Source organism: Kitasatospora sp. NPDC001539 (assembly GCF_040298565.1).
Taxonomy (GTDB): Bacteria; Actinomycetota; Actinomycetes; order Streptomycetales; family Streptomycetaceae; genus Kitasatospora.
The window spans coordinates 17206-31720 of record NZ_JBEPAK010000057.1 but is presented as its reverse complement, the minus strand read 5'-3'; the positions used below and the strand labels follow the sequence as shown (position 1 = coordinate 31720).

The 14515-nt window shown below is 73.8% G+C and carries 11 protein-coding genes; 1 reads left to right on the top strand and 10 read right to left on the bottom strand.

The genetic code is table 11. The features are described from left to right. Positions 1–106: 106 nt before the first annotated feature. The 4 genes from ABT247_RS12340 to proS all read right to left on the bottom strand — a co-directional run bounded on the left by ABT247_RS12340 (position 107) and on the right by proS (position 3677). Complete coding sequence (locus ABT247_RS12340; RefSeq protein WP_030056773.1) at positions 107–346, bottom strand: RNA-binding protein; 240 nt, start codon at positions 344–346, stop codon at positions 107–109. A gap of 2 nt (positions 347–348) precedes the next feature. Further along, the gene (gene rpsP / locus ABT247_RS12335) at positions 349–777 is read right to left on the bottom strand and encodes a 30S ribosomal protein S16 (RefSeq protein ID WP_196946892.1); all 429 of its coding nucleotides are present in this window, start codon (positions 775–777) and stop codon (positions 349–351) included. Between the two features lie 509 nt (positions 778–1286). After that, positions 1287–1865, bottom strand: coding sequence for a hypothetical protein (locus ABT247_RS12330; RefSeq protein ID WP_350741716.1), 579 nt, complete (start codon positions 1863–1865; stop codon positions 1287–1289). Positions 1866–2264: 399 nt separating this feature from the next. Then, on the bottom strand, positions 2265–3677 hold the full coding sequence (proS, locus tag ABT247_RS12325; RefSeq protein WP_350741714.1) for a proline--tRNA ligase: 1413 nt from the start codon (positions 3675–3677) through the stop codon (positions 2265–2267). A gap of 212 nt (positions 3678–3889) precedes the next feature. Between proS and ABT247_RS12320 the strand changes: the two genes are divergently transcribed. Beyond that, positions 3890–4714: a class I SAM-dependent methyltransferase gene (locus tag ABT247_RS12320; RefSeq protein ID WP_392903585.1), complete on the top strand. Its 825-nt coding sequence runs from the start codon at positions 3890–3892 to the stop codon at positions 4712–4714. A 226-nt stretch (positions 4715–4940) separates the two neighbouring features. Here the strand turns inward: ABT247_RS12320 and ftsH are convergent, their stop codons facing one another. From ftsH to ABT247_RS12290, 6 genes are all read right to left on the bottom strand, one after another. Beyond that, on the bottom strand, positions 4941–6863 hold the full coding sequence (ftsH, locus tag ABT247_RS12315) for an ATP-dependent zinc metalloprotease FtsH (RefSeq protein ID WP_350741710.1): 1923 nt from the start codon (positions 6861–6863) through the stop codon (positions 4941–4943). Positions 6864–7129: 266 nt separating this feature from the next. After that, complete coding sequence (locus ABT247_RS12310) at positions 7130–7672, bottom strand: GNAT family N-acetyltransferase (protein WP_350741708.1); 543 nt, start codon at positions 7670–7672, stop codon at positions 7130–7132. A 120-nt stretch (positions 7673–7792) separates the two neighbouring features. Beyond that, positions 7793–9358, bottom strand: coding sequence for a signal recognition particle protein (gene ffh / locus ABT247_RS12305; RefSeq protein WP_350741718.1), 1566 nt, complete (start codon positions 9356–9358; stop codon positions 7793–7795). A gap of 279 nt (positions 9359–9637) precedes the next feature. After that, the gene (locus tag ABT247_RS12300) at positions 9638–12124 is read right to left on the bottom strand and encodes a [protein-PII] uridylyltransferase (protein ID WP_350741706.1); all 2487 of its coding nucleotides are present in this window, start codon (positions 12122–12124) and stop codon (positions 9638–9640) included. A 175-nt stretch (positions 12125–12299) separates the two neighbouring features. Then, complete coding sequence (locus ABT247_RS12295; protein ID WP_350524594.1) at positions 12300–12638, bottom strand: P-II family nitrogen regulator; 339 nt, start codon at positions 12636–12638, stop codon at positions 12300–12302. Beyond that, positions 12635–14068 (bottom strand): ammonium transporter, encoded by a 1434-nt coding sequence (locus ABT247_RS12290; protein ID WP_350741704.1) that lies wholly within the window; start codon positions 14066–14068, stop codon positions 12635–12637. Before ABT247_RS12290 ends, ABT247_RS12295 begins: the two co-directional genes overlap by 4 nt. Positions 14069–14515: the final 447 nt, after the last annotated feature.

Below are 14515 nucleotides of genomic sequence, written 5' to 3'. Positions count from 1 at the left end.
GGGGGCGGGGAGGGCCGGCGGCCGCCGCAACGCCCAGAAAAAAGGCCGACGGGGACGACATGCGTCCCGGTCGGCCTCAAGCCCGACGGCTGAACGAGCAGCTGCGTCAGCGAATGTTGTCCACGTCGACGAGGTCGACCCGGACGTTGCGACCGCCGAGGGCGCCGACCACGGTGCGCAGAGCGCGCGCCGTGCGGCCGCCCCGGCCGATCACCTTGCCGAGGTCATCGGGGTGCACTCGCACCTCGATGGTGTTGCCCCGACGCAGGTTGCGTGAACGCACCTGAACCTCGTCGGGGTGCTCGACGATGCCCTTCACCAAGTGGTCGAGGGCGTCCTCGATCACGATCAGGCCTCGGCGGCGGCGTCGGCCTCAGCCTCGGCCTTGTCCGACTTCTTGGCCTTCGGGGTGATGGCGACACCGGTGGTGGCGTCCTCGAAGCCGGCGACGGCCTTGGCGAACAGGTGCGAGAAGTCCTCGACCTTCGGCTCGGCGACCTTCAGCGGCTCCGGAGCCGGCAGGCCCTTGAACTTCTGCCAGTCGCCGGTCAGCTTGAGGATGGCGAGCACCGGCTCGGTCGGCTGGGCGCCGACGGACAGCCAGTACTGGGCGCGGTCGCTGTCGACCTCGATCTTCGAGGGGTTGTAGGTCGGCTGGTAGATGCCGATCTCCTCGATCGCGCGACCGTCACGCTTGGTGCGGGCGTCGGCGACGACGATGCGGTAGTGCGGGGAGCGAATCTTGCCGAGACGCTTCAGCTTGATCTTGACTGCCACGGGAGTGGATTCTCCTGGTGTTGACGTGGGTGAGCGTCCGCGCCGTCCGCGTGGGGTTGCGGGGCGGGGCGTTCAAGGGACACGCCAGCCGTAGGAGAGAGGGGTCCTGCCCGGCTGCCGAGTACTCAGCTGTCCATTCTGCCATATCGGCGGGAACGCTCTTCACCCGGTCAGCGCCTGGTCAGCACCCGGCCACCGCTCGGCCACCGCGGACGGAACCCGCTCGGGCACTCCGGGACCGACCACCGGGGCGCACGGCGAAGCCGCTCACGGCCTCACGGCTCGGGATGCACGACGTTCAGGGCTCGACCGGGAGCCCCCGCTCCCGGTCAGCCACAGCCTTACCGACGCCGATCACCGCTATGCCTCGACCGCCGCGACATCCGACCACCGGCCGCTCGATCACCGACCGCCCGGTCACGCCGACCGCTCGATCACCAACCGCTCGGCCACCGACCGCCCGGTCGCGCCGACTGCCCGCACAGTCGCCGACCGGTCCGGTCGCCCGATTACGCGATCTTGAACGGCTGCTGGCACGCGCCGCAGACGATGGACGCCTGCGCCAGCACGGACGGCACGACCCGGACGTTGCGACCGCAGCCGCAGACCGCCTTGACCCGGACGCCGCCGCCGGAGGATCCGTGCCGGGCGGCCGGGCCGCGGAAGGCACGGTTGGCGCCGTCGCCGGCCACCGCCTCCTGGTGGGCGCCGAGGGCGCGGTCCAGGCGCTCGATGGTCTCGGCGTAGCGTTCCTGCGTCTCCTTGAGCATGGTCACCTGGGAGAAGCCGCTGCTCGCGTGCGGCTCGACCGGGTGGGCCAGGCCCAGCTCGGAGGCGAGCATCAGGAAGCGCCGGTTGTGGTAGCGGCCGGCGCGCGAGGTGTCCCGGATGTCCCGGGCCGCGGCCAGGCCGTGGGCAGCCTCGTGGAGGAGCCGCTCGAAACCGAGCCGCGTGCCACAGGCCGAGGAGGACTCGCCGATCAGGGCCTCGGGCGAGGCCAGGTCCGGGAGGTCCTGGTGGTAGGCCTGGATGTCGCTCCAGGCGGCGGCCAGTTCGGCCGCGAGGACGAGGGGCTGTGTCGTGCTCACGCTAGACCAACGATGCAGAGCGAGCCGATGTTCCGCATGTTCCCGTTCTCCTGGAATTCCCAGGGAACTCCCAGGAATGCGCGACTGTGCGCGAATTGCGCGTTCCGGATCCGACGCAAGACCAACCCCCTGCCGGTTTCGGCCCGTCGCAGAGTCGGCGGGCCTCCTGAATTCCGCCCAGGGGCGGGCTGTCGCCCCCAGGACGTACGGCCCGTGGACCCGTCGAGTTGACAGGGCCACGGGCCGTACACCGTACCGCTATTCCGTTAATACCGGCAGTTGACTGACCAGTAGGGATGTTGACGGTCGGCGGTCACCCGGCAGAGTTACCGGATTCTTACCCATCCGCATTCCGGGCAAATGTTGCCGCGGACGGTCATCACCTGTCGGTAACGGGCATCAGTACGCACGCGCGACGATCGCGATATTGCCGTCCTGGTCGTCCGCCTGCGGCACCGAGCCGTCGGCCGCGACGATGCAGCGCACCGTGACGCCCTGCTCGGCCAGCTTGGCCTCGCCCTCCGGGCCGAGGTCGGCCCAGGAGATCCGGCCCCAGCCGGTCGCGGCCGCCTCGACGGCCTCGTCGAGCGTCTTGACGTCCACCGTGCGGGCCTCGCGGCGCTCGCGGGACTGGCGGAGCAGCAGCGCCTGGTCCTCCTCCAGGATGCCCGGCAGGAGCGCGGCCAGGGCGTCGATGGAGACCGGCTCCTTGCCGCCCGGGATGCGGCGGGCCAGCATCGCGGTGCCGTTCTCGAGGTCGCGCGGGCCGACCTCGATGCGCAGCGGAACGCCCTTGAGCTCCCAGTCGACGGCGCGGCGGCCGAACGGGGTGTCGGTGCGGTCGTCGACGACGGTCCGGACGCCGGCCGCCTCCAGCGCGGCCCCGATCTCGCGGACCTTGGCGATGACGGCGTCGTCGCCCTTGATGGCCAGCACGACGGCCTGGACGGCGGCCAGGCGGGGCGGAACCCGCAGGCCGTTGTCGTCGCCGTGGGACATGATCAGGCCGCCGACCATGCGGGTGGAGACGCCCCAGGAGGTCTGCCAGACGTGCTCGCGCTCGGCGCCCTGCAGCTGGTAGGTGGTGTTGAACGCCTTGGCGAAGTTCTGGCCCAGCTCGTGGCTGGTGCCCATCTGCAGCGCCTTGCCGTCGCCCATCATGCCCTCCAGGGTGAGGGTGTTGATGGCGCCGGCGAAGCGCTCCTTGGCGGTCTTGCGGCCGAGCACGACGTCGATGCCGAGCACGTTGGTCATGAAGTCGCCGTAGACCTGGGTGTGGATCATCGACGCGTACGCGCGGGCGTCCTCGTAGGTGGCGTGGGCGGTGTGGCCCTCCTGCCAGAGGAACTCGGTGGTGCGCAGGAAGACGCGCGGACGCAGCTCCCAGCGGACCACGTTGGCCCACTGGTTGATCAGCAGCGGCAGGTCGCGGTGGCTCTGCACCCACTTGGAGAAGTACTCGTTGATGATCGTCTCGGAGGTCGGCCGGACCACGACCGGCTCCTCCAGCTGCTTGCCGCCGCCGTGGGTGACGACCGCGAGCTCGGGCGAGAAGCCCTCGACGTGCTCGGCTTCCCTGGTCAGGTAGGACTGCGGGATGAACATCGGGAAGTAGGCGTTCTGCGCGCCCGCCTTCTTGATGCGCGCGTCCATCTCCTGCTGCATCCGCTCCCACAGGCCGTAGCCGTACGGCCGGATGACCATGGTGCCGCGCACCGGACCGTTGTCGGCCAGCTCAGCCTTGTTGATGAGGTCCTGGTACCAGCGGGGGAAGTCTTCCGCCTGGGGGGTGAGAACGGGTGCCTTAGCCATGGCCCGAATGGTACGGGGCACGGCCCCCCGGTTTCGAATCGGTATCACACCCGCGTCAGCGGGCACGGCCTCCGCAGGGGGCGCACGACCGCGACCCGCGCGCACCACCCTGCACCCCTCTGGACGCCGGGCCCGACCCGCTGTTGGCTGGAGTGGGGCGGGACTTTGGGGGAGCCGTAGCAGGACACCGAAGGACCGGATGGGAGGCCGCGATGGCTTCAGCTCGGACGACCGGCACGACCGTACGACCAGCGGGCGCACGACCGCACCACCCGCAGCCCGGGGCCGCCGCGCCCGCGCGGGCGCGCGACTGGGCGGAGATCCAGGAACGCATGCTGGTACCGCTCTACGAGGCGGTGTACGACCGCTTGGAGGTCGGCCCGGCGAGCAGTGTGCTGGGGCTCGGCTGCCGGTCCGGACTGGCCCTGCTGCTCGCGGCCGGACGGGGCGCGCAGGTCGCCGGCCAGGAGCCGCGGGACGAGCTGCGCGAGCTGGCCCGCGGCCGTCGGCTGCGGGTGTGCGCGGGGGCCCGGCCGACCGCCGCCGTCCCCCGCTCGGCCCATTCGCTGGTGACGGTTTTCGAGCAGCTGCCCGGCGCCGCCGCGCCCGGCCAGGTGGTCGCGGAGGCGGCCCGGCTCACGCTCCCGGGCGGCCACGTGGTGCTCGCCGCCTGGGGGCCGCCGGAGCGCTGCCAGAGCGCCCCGGTGCTCGACGTGGCCCGCCGCAGGGCCGGACGGACGACCGCGCGGGACCCGTTCGAGCTGAGCGCGCCCGGCGCGCTGGAGGACCTGCTCGCTCCGGCCGGCCTGCGCCCGGCCGGCAGCGGGCGGGTGAGCTGCCCCTTCGCGTACCCGGACCTCGACAGCGCGGTCCGCGGCCTGCTCTCCACCGGGGTGTTCGAGGCGGCCGAGGAGTTCTCCGGCGCCTCGCTGGTGGCCAAGGAGCTGGAGGAGGCGTTGCAGCCGTACCTGCGCCCGGACGGCACGGTCCGGATGGAGAACCTCTTCCGCTACCTGATCGCCGAGCGCCCCCGGTAGCAGGGGCGACCCGTCCCGGCCCCGGGCGCCCCCGGCAACGGGCGGCGACCGGCGGACCCGTCCGCCGCCCCACCGCTCGGACCGCCCGAGTAACCCGGCCGCCCGGCCGCCCGGACCGACGGAACCGGGATCGCCCGAGTCGCCGGACCGACGAAAACCGGGGGCGCCCGCCGCGATGGCGAGCGCCCCAGGGCATCGGTTCACGCCTCCGGCTCAGGCATCCGGTTCACGCCTCCGGGTCGGACGCCTTCCTCGGCACCCCCGCCGCCCGGTAGGCCTCCTCCTCGTCCAGCGTCTCGGCCTCCAGCAGCGCCGCCGCCAGCGCGTCGAGCCGGTGCCGCTGCTCGGTCAGCAGCCGCACCGCGTCCTCGTAGCACTCGGCGACGATCCGCCGGGCCTCCTCGTCCACCGCGTCCAGCGTGGTCGGGGCGGCCGACAGCCCGTACGCGCCCTGCGGGTCCGCGGGTACGGCGGTGAGCCGCCCGACCCGCTCGCTCATCCCCCAGCGTCCGGCCATTCCGCGCGCGATGTTGGTGACCTGCTCCAGGTCGCTCTCCGCGCCGGTGGTGATCACCCCGTAGACCACCTGCTCGGCCGCCATCCCGCCGAGCGCGCCGATGATCCGGCCGCGCAGGTAGGGCTCGGTGTACGAGTAGCGGTCGTTCTCCGGGGTGGAGAGGGTGACGCCGAGGGCGCGGCCGCGCGGCACGATGGTGATCTTGCGGACCGGGTCCGCGCCCGGCTGGAGCATGCCCAGCAGCGCGTGCCCGCTCTCGTGGTACGCCGTCCGCTCGCGCTCCTCCTGGGGCATCACCAGCGGCCGCACGGCGCCGAGCTGGACCTTCTCCAGGGCGTCCGAGAGGTCCCGCTCGCTGACCGCGTCCTGCTGGCGCTTGACGGCCAGCAGGGCGGCCTCGTTGACCAGGTTGGCGAGTTCGGCGCCGGTCATCCCGGGGGTGATCTTGGCCAGTTGGGCGAGGTCGGTGCCGCCGGCCAGCGGGACGGTCCGGGTGTGGATGCGCAGGATCGCCGCGCGGCCCTCCCGGTCGGGCGGGCTGACGGTGATCCGCCGGTCGAAGCGGCCGGGGCGCAGCAGCGCCGGGTCGAGCACGTCCGCCCGGTTGGTCGCGGCGATCACGATGACGCCCTCGGAGCCGGTGAAGCCGTCCATCTCGGTGAGGATCTGGTTGAGCGTCTGCTCGCGCTCGTCGTGCCCGCCCATGCCGCCGCCGGCGCCGCGCTGGCGGCCGATGGTGTCGATCTCGTCGATGAAGATGATCGCGGGGGCGACCTTGCGCGCCTCGGCGAACAGTTCGCGCACCCGGCTGGCGCCGACGCCGACGATCATCTCGATGAACTCGGAGGCGGAGGCGGAGAAGAACGGCACGTCCGCCTCGCCGGCGACGGCCCGGGCCAGCAGGGTCTTGCCGGTTCCGGGCGGGCCGCTGAGCAGCACGCCGCGCGGCATCTTGGCGCCGAGCCTGCGGTACCGGTCGGGGTTCTTCAGGTAGTCGACCACCTCGGTGAGTTCGGCCTCCACCTCGTCGATGCCGGCCACGTCGGCGAAGGTGGTGCGCTTGCCCTGGTCGGCGGTGACCGGCTTGGGCGGGGCCTTGCGGCCGAGCGGTCCGGCGCCGAGGCCGCCGGCCATCCGGCGGGCGAGCAGCACCCAGACGAAGACCAGCAGCAGCATCGGGGCGAGCGAGAGCAGCAGGTTGGTGAGGAAGCTGCGCTGCTGCACCGGCGAGGTGGCGGTCACCTCGACGCCCTGCTGCTGCAGGGTGGTCCACAGGTTGTCGCCCGCGAACGAGGGGCGCTGGGTGGCGAACTCGGTGTAGTCGCCCTTGCCGCCGTCCGGTTTGGGCTGGGCGCTCTTGAGGGTGCCCTCGATCGCGTCGCCCTTGGAGTAGATCTTGGTGATGTTGCCCTTGTTCAACTGGTTGTTGAACTCGGTGTACGAGATCGTGGTGGCGCCCTCGTTGCCGAAGAAGGACAGCAGCAGGTCGGAGATCAGGAACACCACGAGCGCGGTGAGGATGAGGCCCGTCCAGCCGCCGGGCATCCGGCGGCGGGGCGGCGGCGGGGGCGGGGCGCCCTCGGACCGCCAGGGCTGGTCGGGGGTCTGGCGCGGCGGGGCGGGTTCGGTCACCCACCGGACGATACGGACAGGTGCTCGGACGAGCCAACCGCAACGCCGGGCCCGACCGCCCGCACGGCGGCCGTCCGGCGACCGTCCGGCGGCCGTCCGGCGGCCGTGCGGCGACCGTCCGGCCGCGGCGCGGAACCACTGCCGCGCGGGCCGCCGGAACGCCGAAGCGCCGAACCCCTCGCGCCGAGCCCGGAGGCGGTCAGTCCGGCGGTCAGTCAGGCGGTCAGTCCGGCGGGCAGTCCGGCGGACAGCAGGCGGTCAGCAGGTCATACCGCGGCGCCCGGCCATTCCTCGGCGGTCAGCGCGAAGCGCTCGTGGTCGCGCCAGTCCCCCTGGAGGAACAGCATCCGGGGGGTGAAGCCCTCGTGCCGGAAGCCCAGCCGCTTGGCCATCGCGATCGAGCGCTGGTTCTCGGGCTGCACGTTGATCTCCAGCCGGTGCAGGCCCAGCCCGCCGGCCGACTGGGCGGCGAAGCAGCGCTCCACGACCAGCCGCAGGCCTTCGGTCATCCGCCCGGTGCCCGCGAACGGCAGGTACGAGTCGTAGCCCAGCGCGCCGTTGCAGAACCGGCCCATCACGATGTTGGCGACGTTCACCTTGCCGACCAGCCCCCCGGAGTCCCGGTCGAAGATCATGAAGGTGCGCAGGCCCGGCCCCTGGCGCTCCAGCAGTTCCGGCAGCCCGTCCGGCTCGACCGGGTTCCACCGTCCGATGTGCTCGGCGGACCGGCGGACCGCCTCCGCGTACAGAACCTCGTCCTCGGCCCTGGGGGCCCTGATCATCACTCGCACGCCAACATCATCCGACATGGCAGCATCATCGGACATGCGAACGGCCCGCCGTCCGGAGACCACCGGACGACGGGCCGCTCAGGACCGCTGAGTACGCTCGACCGCTCGGCCCCGCCGAGGGCCGGCAGGCCGCGAGGCCTACAGCAGGTCCTTGAACTCCTTGGGCAGCTCGAAGTCGGCCGGGCCCTTGCCCGCGCCGAGGCCGAAGGCGCCGCCCTCGGCCGGGCCCTGGGCGCCGCCCGGGCCGAGCGCGCGGCGCTGGGCGGCCGCGGCCTCCTCCTGCGCCCGCTTCAGCGGGTTGCCGCTCTTGCGCTTGCCCTTGGCCTGCGGGGCCTTCTTGCCGGACTTCTTCGCGCCGCCGCCCATGCCGGGGATCCCCGGCATGCCGGGCACGCCCTTGCCGGAGGCCATCGCGGACATCATCTTGCGGGCCTCGAAGAACCGCTCGACCAGGTTCTTCACCTCGCCGACCTGGACGCCGGCGCCCTTGGCGATGCGGGCGCGGCGGGAGCCGTTGATCAGCTCCGGCTCGGCACGCTCGACCGGGGTCATCGACTTGATGATCGCGCCGACCCGGTTGACGTCCTTGTCGTCGATGTTGTTGATCTGCTCGCGGATCTGGCCCATCCCGGGCAGCATGCCGAGCAGCTTGGAGATCGAGCCCATCTTCTGGACCTGCTCCAGCTGGGACAGGAAGTCGTCCAGCGTGAACTGCTTCGGGCCGCCGCGCAGCTTGGCGGCGATCTTCTCGGCCTCGGCCTGCGAGAAGGTCTGCTCGGCCTTCTCGATCAGCGAGAGGACGTCACCCATGCCCAGGATGCGCGAGGCCATCCGGTCCGGGTGGAAGGCGTCGAAGTCGTCGACCTTCTCGCCGTTGGAGGCGAACATGATCTGCCGGCCGGTGACGTGCGCGACCGACAGGGCGGCACCGCCGCGGGCGTCGCCGTCGAGCTTGGAGAGCACCACACCGGTGAAGTCGACGCCCTCGAGGAACGCCTGCGCGGTGGTGACCGCGTCCTGACCGATCATCGCGTCGACGACGAACAGGACCTCGTCCGGGTTGACCGCGGCGCGGATGTCGGCGGCCTGCTGCATCAGCTCGGCGTCGATGCCCAGGCGGCCGGCGGTGTCGACGATGACGACGTCGTACTGCTTCTGCTTGGCGTACTCGATCGAGTCCTTGGCGACCTGCACCGGGTCGCCCACGCCGTTGCCCGGCTGCGGGCCGTAGAAGGCCACGCCGGCGCGCTCGGCGACGACCTGGAGCTGGTTGACCGCGTTGGGGCGCTGGAGGTCGCAGGCGACCAGCAGCGGGGTGTGCTTCTGGGTCTTCAGCCAGTGGCCGAGCTTGCCCGCGAGGGTGGTCTTACCGGCACCCTGCAGACCGGCCAGCATGATGACCGTCGGGCCGTTCTTGGCGAACCGGACCCGGCGGGTCTCGCCACCGAGGATGGCGACGAGCTCCTCGTTGACGATCTTGATGATCTGCTGCGCGGGGTTCAGCGCGCCGGAGACCTCGGCACCGAGCGCCCGGTCCTTGACCTGCTTGATGAAGGCCCGGACGACCGGCAGCGCGACGTCCGCCTCCAGCAGCGCGATCCGGATCTCGCGGGCGGTGGCGTCGATGTCCGCCTCGCTGAGGCGGCCCTTGCCCCGGAGGTTCTTGAACGTCGCTGCGAGGCGATCGGAGAGAGTGTCGAACACGTCGGCGCGGGTCCTCTGCGGCATCGGTATCGGTACGGTCGTCGTCCCCAGGGTATCCGGCCGCCCCGGGTACGGTCTCCACCCCTACCGGGAACGCCCGCCGGGCCCCGCACCTCACCGGGGACCCGCCGCCCAGGCCGGATCCCCGGCCGCGCCGGCCGGATCCCCGCCACGCCCCACGGAAAGCCGCCCGACCCCGCCGGCGCCTCGCCCGGCGCCCTGCCCGGCGACCAGCCCAGCGCCCTGCCCGGCGACCAAGCCCGGCGACCGGCCCGGCACTCAGCCCAGCGCCGCCCGCACCGCCGCCGCCACCTCGGCGGCCCGCTCGGCGGTGAGCGGACGGCCTGCCGCGTCGGTCAGGTAGAACGAGTCGACGGCGTCCGCGCCCAGGGTGGAGACGTGCGCGGTGCGCACCCGCACCCCCGCCCCGTCGAGCGCCCGGCCGATCCGGTGCAGCAGCCCGGGGGCGTCGTGTGCCCGGACCTCCAGCACGGTCGCGCTCGCCGAGGCCACCGCGGGCGCCACCGCGACCACCGGCGGCGGGGTGGGGATGCCCTTGCGCCGCGGGGCTGCCGCGTCCCGCTCGGCGAGGCGGCGGGAGACGTCCAGCGAGCCGTCCAGCGCCCGGCGCAGGTCGGCGCGCAGCCGGGCGGCCTCCGGCAGCTCGCCGAACTCGGCGGCCACCCGCCAGGACAGCAGCAGGACCGGGCCGGCACCGATCGGGTCCAGCTCGCGCAGTCCGGCCGAGCGCACGGCCAGCCGGTGCAGCGCGAGCACCCCGGCGACCGTGCCCAGCAGACCCGGCTGGTCCGGGACGGCCAGGGTCAGCTCCACGCCCATCGGCTCGGTGCCCGGGTCCGCGCCCTCGGCCTGGGCCAGCAGCGACAGCGCGGGTGCGCCGGTGCACGCGGCCTCGACCGCGAGCCGCTCCTGCTCGGCGGTCGGTGTCCCCGACGGCGCGCCCCCCGCGCGGGCGCCGTCCGCGAGGGCGCCGTCGCCGGGCGCCCCGCCGGCCCCGGTGAGCTGGGCGGCGGCCCGGGCGACCAGGCCGTCCACCAGCGAGGCCCGCCAGCCGCTCCACGCGGCCGGGCCGGTGGCCAGCGCGTCCGCCTCGGTGAGCGCGTGCAGCAGTTCCAGCTCCGGCAGGGTGCCGACCGCCTTGGTGATCGTCTCGACGGTGGCCGGATCGTCCGGGTCGCGCCGGGTCGCGGTGTCGACCAGGGTCAGGTGGTGGCGGACCAGCACCGCCAGGGTCTCGGTGTCCTCGGGGCCGAAGCCCATCCGGGCGGCCAGGTCGCGGACGATCACCTCGCCGGCCTCGCTGTGGTCACCGGGCCAGCCCTTGCCGATGTCGTGCAGCAGTGCGGCGATCAGCAACAGGTCCGGCCTGGCCACCCGCCGGGTCATCGCGGCGGCCCGGACGGCCGTCTCGACCAGGTGCCGGTCCACCGTCCAGCGGTGCACCGCGTTGCGCTGCGGGCGGCAGCGCACCCGCTCCCAGTCCGGCAGCAGCCGGGTGACCAGCCCCTCCGCCTCCAGCGCCTCCCACACCGGGACGGCCGCCTCCCCCGCGCCGAGCAGGGTGACCAGCTGCTCGCGCGCCTCGTCCGGCCACGGCACCGGCAGCGGTCGGCACTCGGCGGCGAGCCGGCGCACCGTCGCGTACGAGACGGTCAGCCCGTTCTGCGCGGCGGCCGCCGCCGCGCGCAGCGGCAGCACCGGGTCGGTGGCCGGGCGGGCAGCCTGGGCGAGCACGGCCTCGCCGTCCTGCTCGACCACGCCCTCGGCGAGCGGGCGGCGCTCGACCGCGCCCCGGGCCACCGCGCCCGCGCCGCGGCCGATGCCGGTGAACCGGAAGGCCGCTCGGCCGGGCCGCCGGCCCCGGGTGGCGCGGGCGGCCAGCACCCGGTCGACCGCCCGCCAGGTGACCTCGCCCGCGTAGGCGATGGTCCGGGCCGCCTCGTAGACCTGGCGCAGCAGGGTGTCGGCGTCCAGCACCCCGAGCCGCTCGGCGACCTGGTCCTGGTCCTGGAGGCTGAGCCGCTCGGTGGCCCGGCCGGTGACCAGGTGCAGCGCGTCCCGGACGTCGGCGAGCCGCAGGGCGGCGGCGTCCAGGCCGTCCCGGGGGGCGTCGGCGAGCCAGGTGGCGGCGATCGCGTCGAGGGCGACCAGGTCGCGCAACCCGCCGCGGGCCTCCTTGAGGTCGGGCTCCAGCAGGAAGGAGAGCTCGCCGTGCCGTTCGGCCCGCTCCCGGCCCAGCTCGCGCAGTTCGGGCAGGCGCGCGGGGGCGCTCGCCCGCCAGTCGGTGAGCACCGCGGAGCGCAGCGCGGAGGTGAGCGCCGCGTCCCCGGCGAGGTGGCGGGCGTCCAGCAGGCCGAGCTGGGCCTTGAGGTCGGCGGCGGCGACCGAGCGGGCCTCGGCGACGGTGCGCACCGAGTGGTCCAGCTTGGCGCCCGCGTCCCAGACCGGGTACCAGATCCGCTCGGGCAGCGCGCGGGCGATCGGGCCGTCGTGCAGCAGCAGGACGTCCAGGTCGCTGCGCGGGGAGAGTTCGCCGCGCCCGTAGCCGCCGACGGCGACCAGCGCGACGCCGGAGCCGGGCGCTCCGGCCGAGGCGAGCAGCCCGGAAAGCCAGTGGTCGGTGAGCCGGGCGAGCGCGGCCCGGCGGGGGCGCCCGGTCAGGCCGGGCCGCTCGAGCAGCTCGGCCCGGGCGGCGGCGTAGTCGGGGAGGTCGCGGGGTTCGGCGGGGCTGGTCTCGGTGGTCATGCGCGGGTCCCGTCCGTCGGGTGAGCGGCCGAGCGGCCGAGCGGGGCGCCGTGCCGCCCGCGGTCCGGCCGGGCGTACGGCTCGCGGCCCCCGGCCGGGCGCCGGCGGGCCGTCGGCGGACCCGCGGCTCCCCGGAGGGGGCGCGGGCCCGCCGGTGGGTCGGTCGGTCAGGGCCTCACAGGGCGTCCGGGCCGCGTTCTCCGGTGCGGACCCGGACGGCGGTGTCGACCGGGATGCTCCACACCTTGCCGTCGCCGATCTTGCCGGTCCGGGCGGCCTTCACCAGGACGTCGATCAGGTCGTCGGCGTCCTCGTCCTCGACCAGGACCTCGATCCGGACCTTCGGCACCAGGTCCACGGTGTACTCGGCGCCCCGGTAGACCTCGGTGTGGCCGCGCTGGCGGCCGTAGCCGCTGGCTTCGGTGACGGTCAGGCCGTGGACCCCGAAGGCCTGCAGCGCGGCCTTCACCTCGTCCAGGCGGTAGGGCTTGATGACGGCGGTGATGAGCTTCATCGGGCGTCGACCTCGGTCTTCTCGGCGGGCTTCTCGGCGGCGGTGGCGGTCTTCTCGGCGGAGGCGGCGGTCTTGCCGGCGGACGCGGCCGGCTTGCCGGCCGGCCGCTCGACGGACCCGGCGGCCGGCGCGGAGCCGCTGGCGGAGCCCAGGCCGGGCAGGGCCCGGGCCAGGCCGGCGCCCACGGCGCTGAAGTCGTAGGCCGACTCGGCGTGTTCGGCCTGGTCGATGCCGGCCGTCTCCACCTCCTCGCTGACCCGGAATCCCACCAGCTTGTCGACCGCCTTGGCCAGCAGCCAGGACAGCACGAACGAGTACGCCGCGACGACCGCCACGCCCATCGCCTGCTTGCCGAGCTGGCCCAGGCCGCCGCCGTAGAACAGGCCCTTGGCGGTCTGGCCGACCCCTCCGGTGGCGAACAGGCCGATCAGCAGCGAGCCGATCGCCCCGCCCACCGCGTGCACGCCGACCACGTCGAGCGAGTCGTCGAAGCCCCAGCGGTACTTCAGCGAGACGGCGGCCGCGCAGACCGCGCCCGCGACCAGGCCGATCGCCACCGCGCCGAGCGGGCTGACCGAGCCGCAGGCCGGGGTGATCGCGACCAGCCCGGCCACCGCGCCGGAGGCGGCGCCCAGCGTGGTGAACGCGCCGTGCTTGAGCTTCTCGTAGACCAGCCAGCCGACCAGCGCCGCGCCGGTGGCGACCTGGGTGTTGACCATCGCCATGGCGGCCACGCCGTTGGCGGCCAGCGCCGAGCCCGCGTTGAAGCCGAACCAGCCGAACCACAGCAGCCCGGAGCCGAGCATCACAAGCGGCAGGCTGTGCGGGCGCATCGGATCCTTCTTGAACCCGATGCGCTTGCCCAGCACCAGGCAGAGCGCGAGGCCCGCGACACCGGCGTTGATGTGCACGGCGGTCCCACCGGCGAAGTCGATCACGCCGTTCCGGTCGCCGAGCCAGCCGCCGTTGCCGCCGTCGAAGAAGAACACCCAGTGCGCGACCGGGAAGTAGACGATCGTCACCCAGAGCGCGATGAACAGGCCCCAGGCCGCGAACTTGGCCCGGTCCGCGATGGCGCCGCTGATCAGCGCCGGGGTGATGATCGCGAACATCAGCTGGAAGACCGCGAACGCGGTCACCGGGATCGACCCGGTCAGCTCGTTCAGCCCCATCCCGCGCATCCCCAGGAAGTCCAGGTTGCCGATCAGCCCGCCGAAGGAGTCGGGTCCGAAGCTGAGCGAGTAGCCGTAGAGCACCCAGAGCACGCTGACGATGCCGAGCGAGAGGAAGCTCATCGCCAGCATGTTCAGTGTGCTCTTCGCCCTGACCATGCCCCCGTAGAAGAAGGCCAGGCCCGGGGTCATCACCATGACCAGGGCCGCACTGATGAGCACGAAGGCGGTGTCGCCCGCGCTGAAGCCGTCCGGCATCGGCGTCTCCTCTGCGTGAAAGCCGCTCCACCCTCCCCCGGGTACCTGTCCCGTGCCACCCGGGGCGGCGGCGATGAAAGGAGAGTGCCGAAGGCTGGTTTCGGCCAGTGCGGCCGGTTGTTTCGCGGCCGTGACGCGTGCGACGCGCGGGTTACGGGCACGTGAACCGCGGCCGTGTCGCGGGGCCGGACGGGTTACCGTGCCGCCGCGTCACCGCGGAGCCCGCCGGGCCCGGGGCGCAGCGGACCCGCGGGGCGCCTGGGGCGCGCGGGACCCTCGCAGTCCGTACGGCGCCCGCGGCGTCCGCGTCTCCCACGGCGCGAAAAGGCCACCGACCGCGACGGCGGCGGCCGTCACGGCCGGTGGGGTCCGGAACTGCGGAGTCCGGAGATGGTGGGTCCGGCCGGTGGTCTCGGGATCCCGCCGGCGGGTGCGACATCCGGAGTG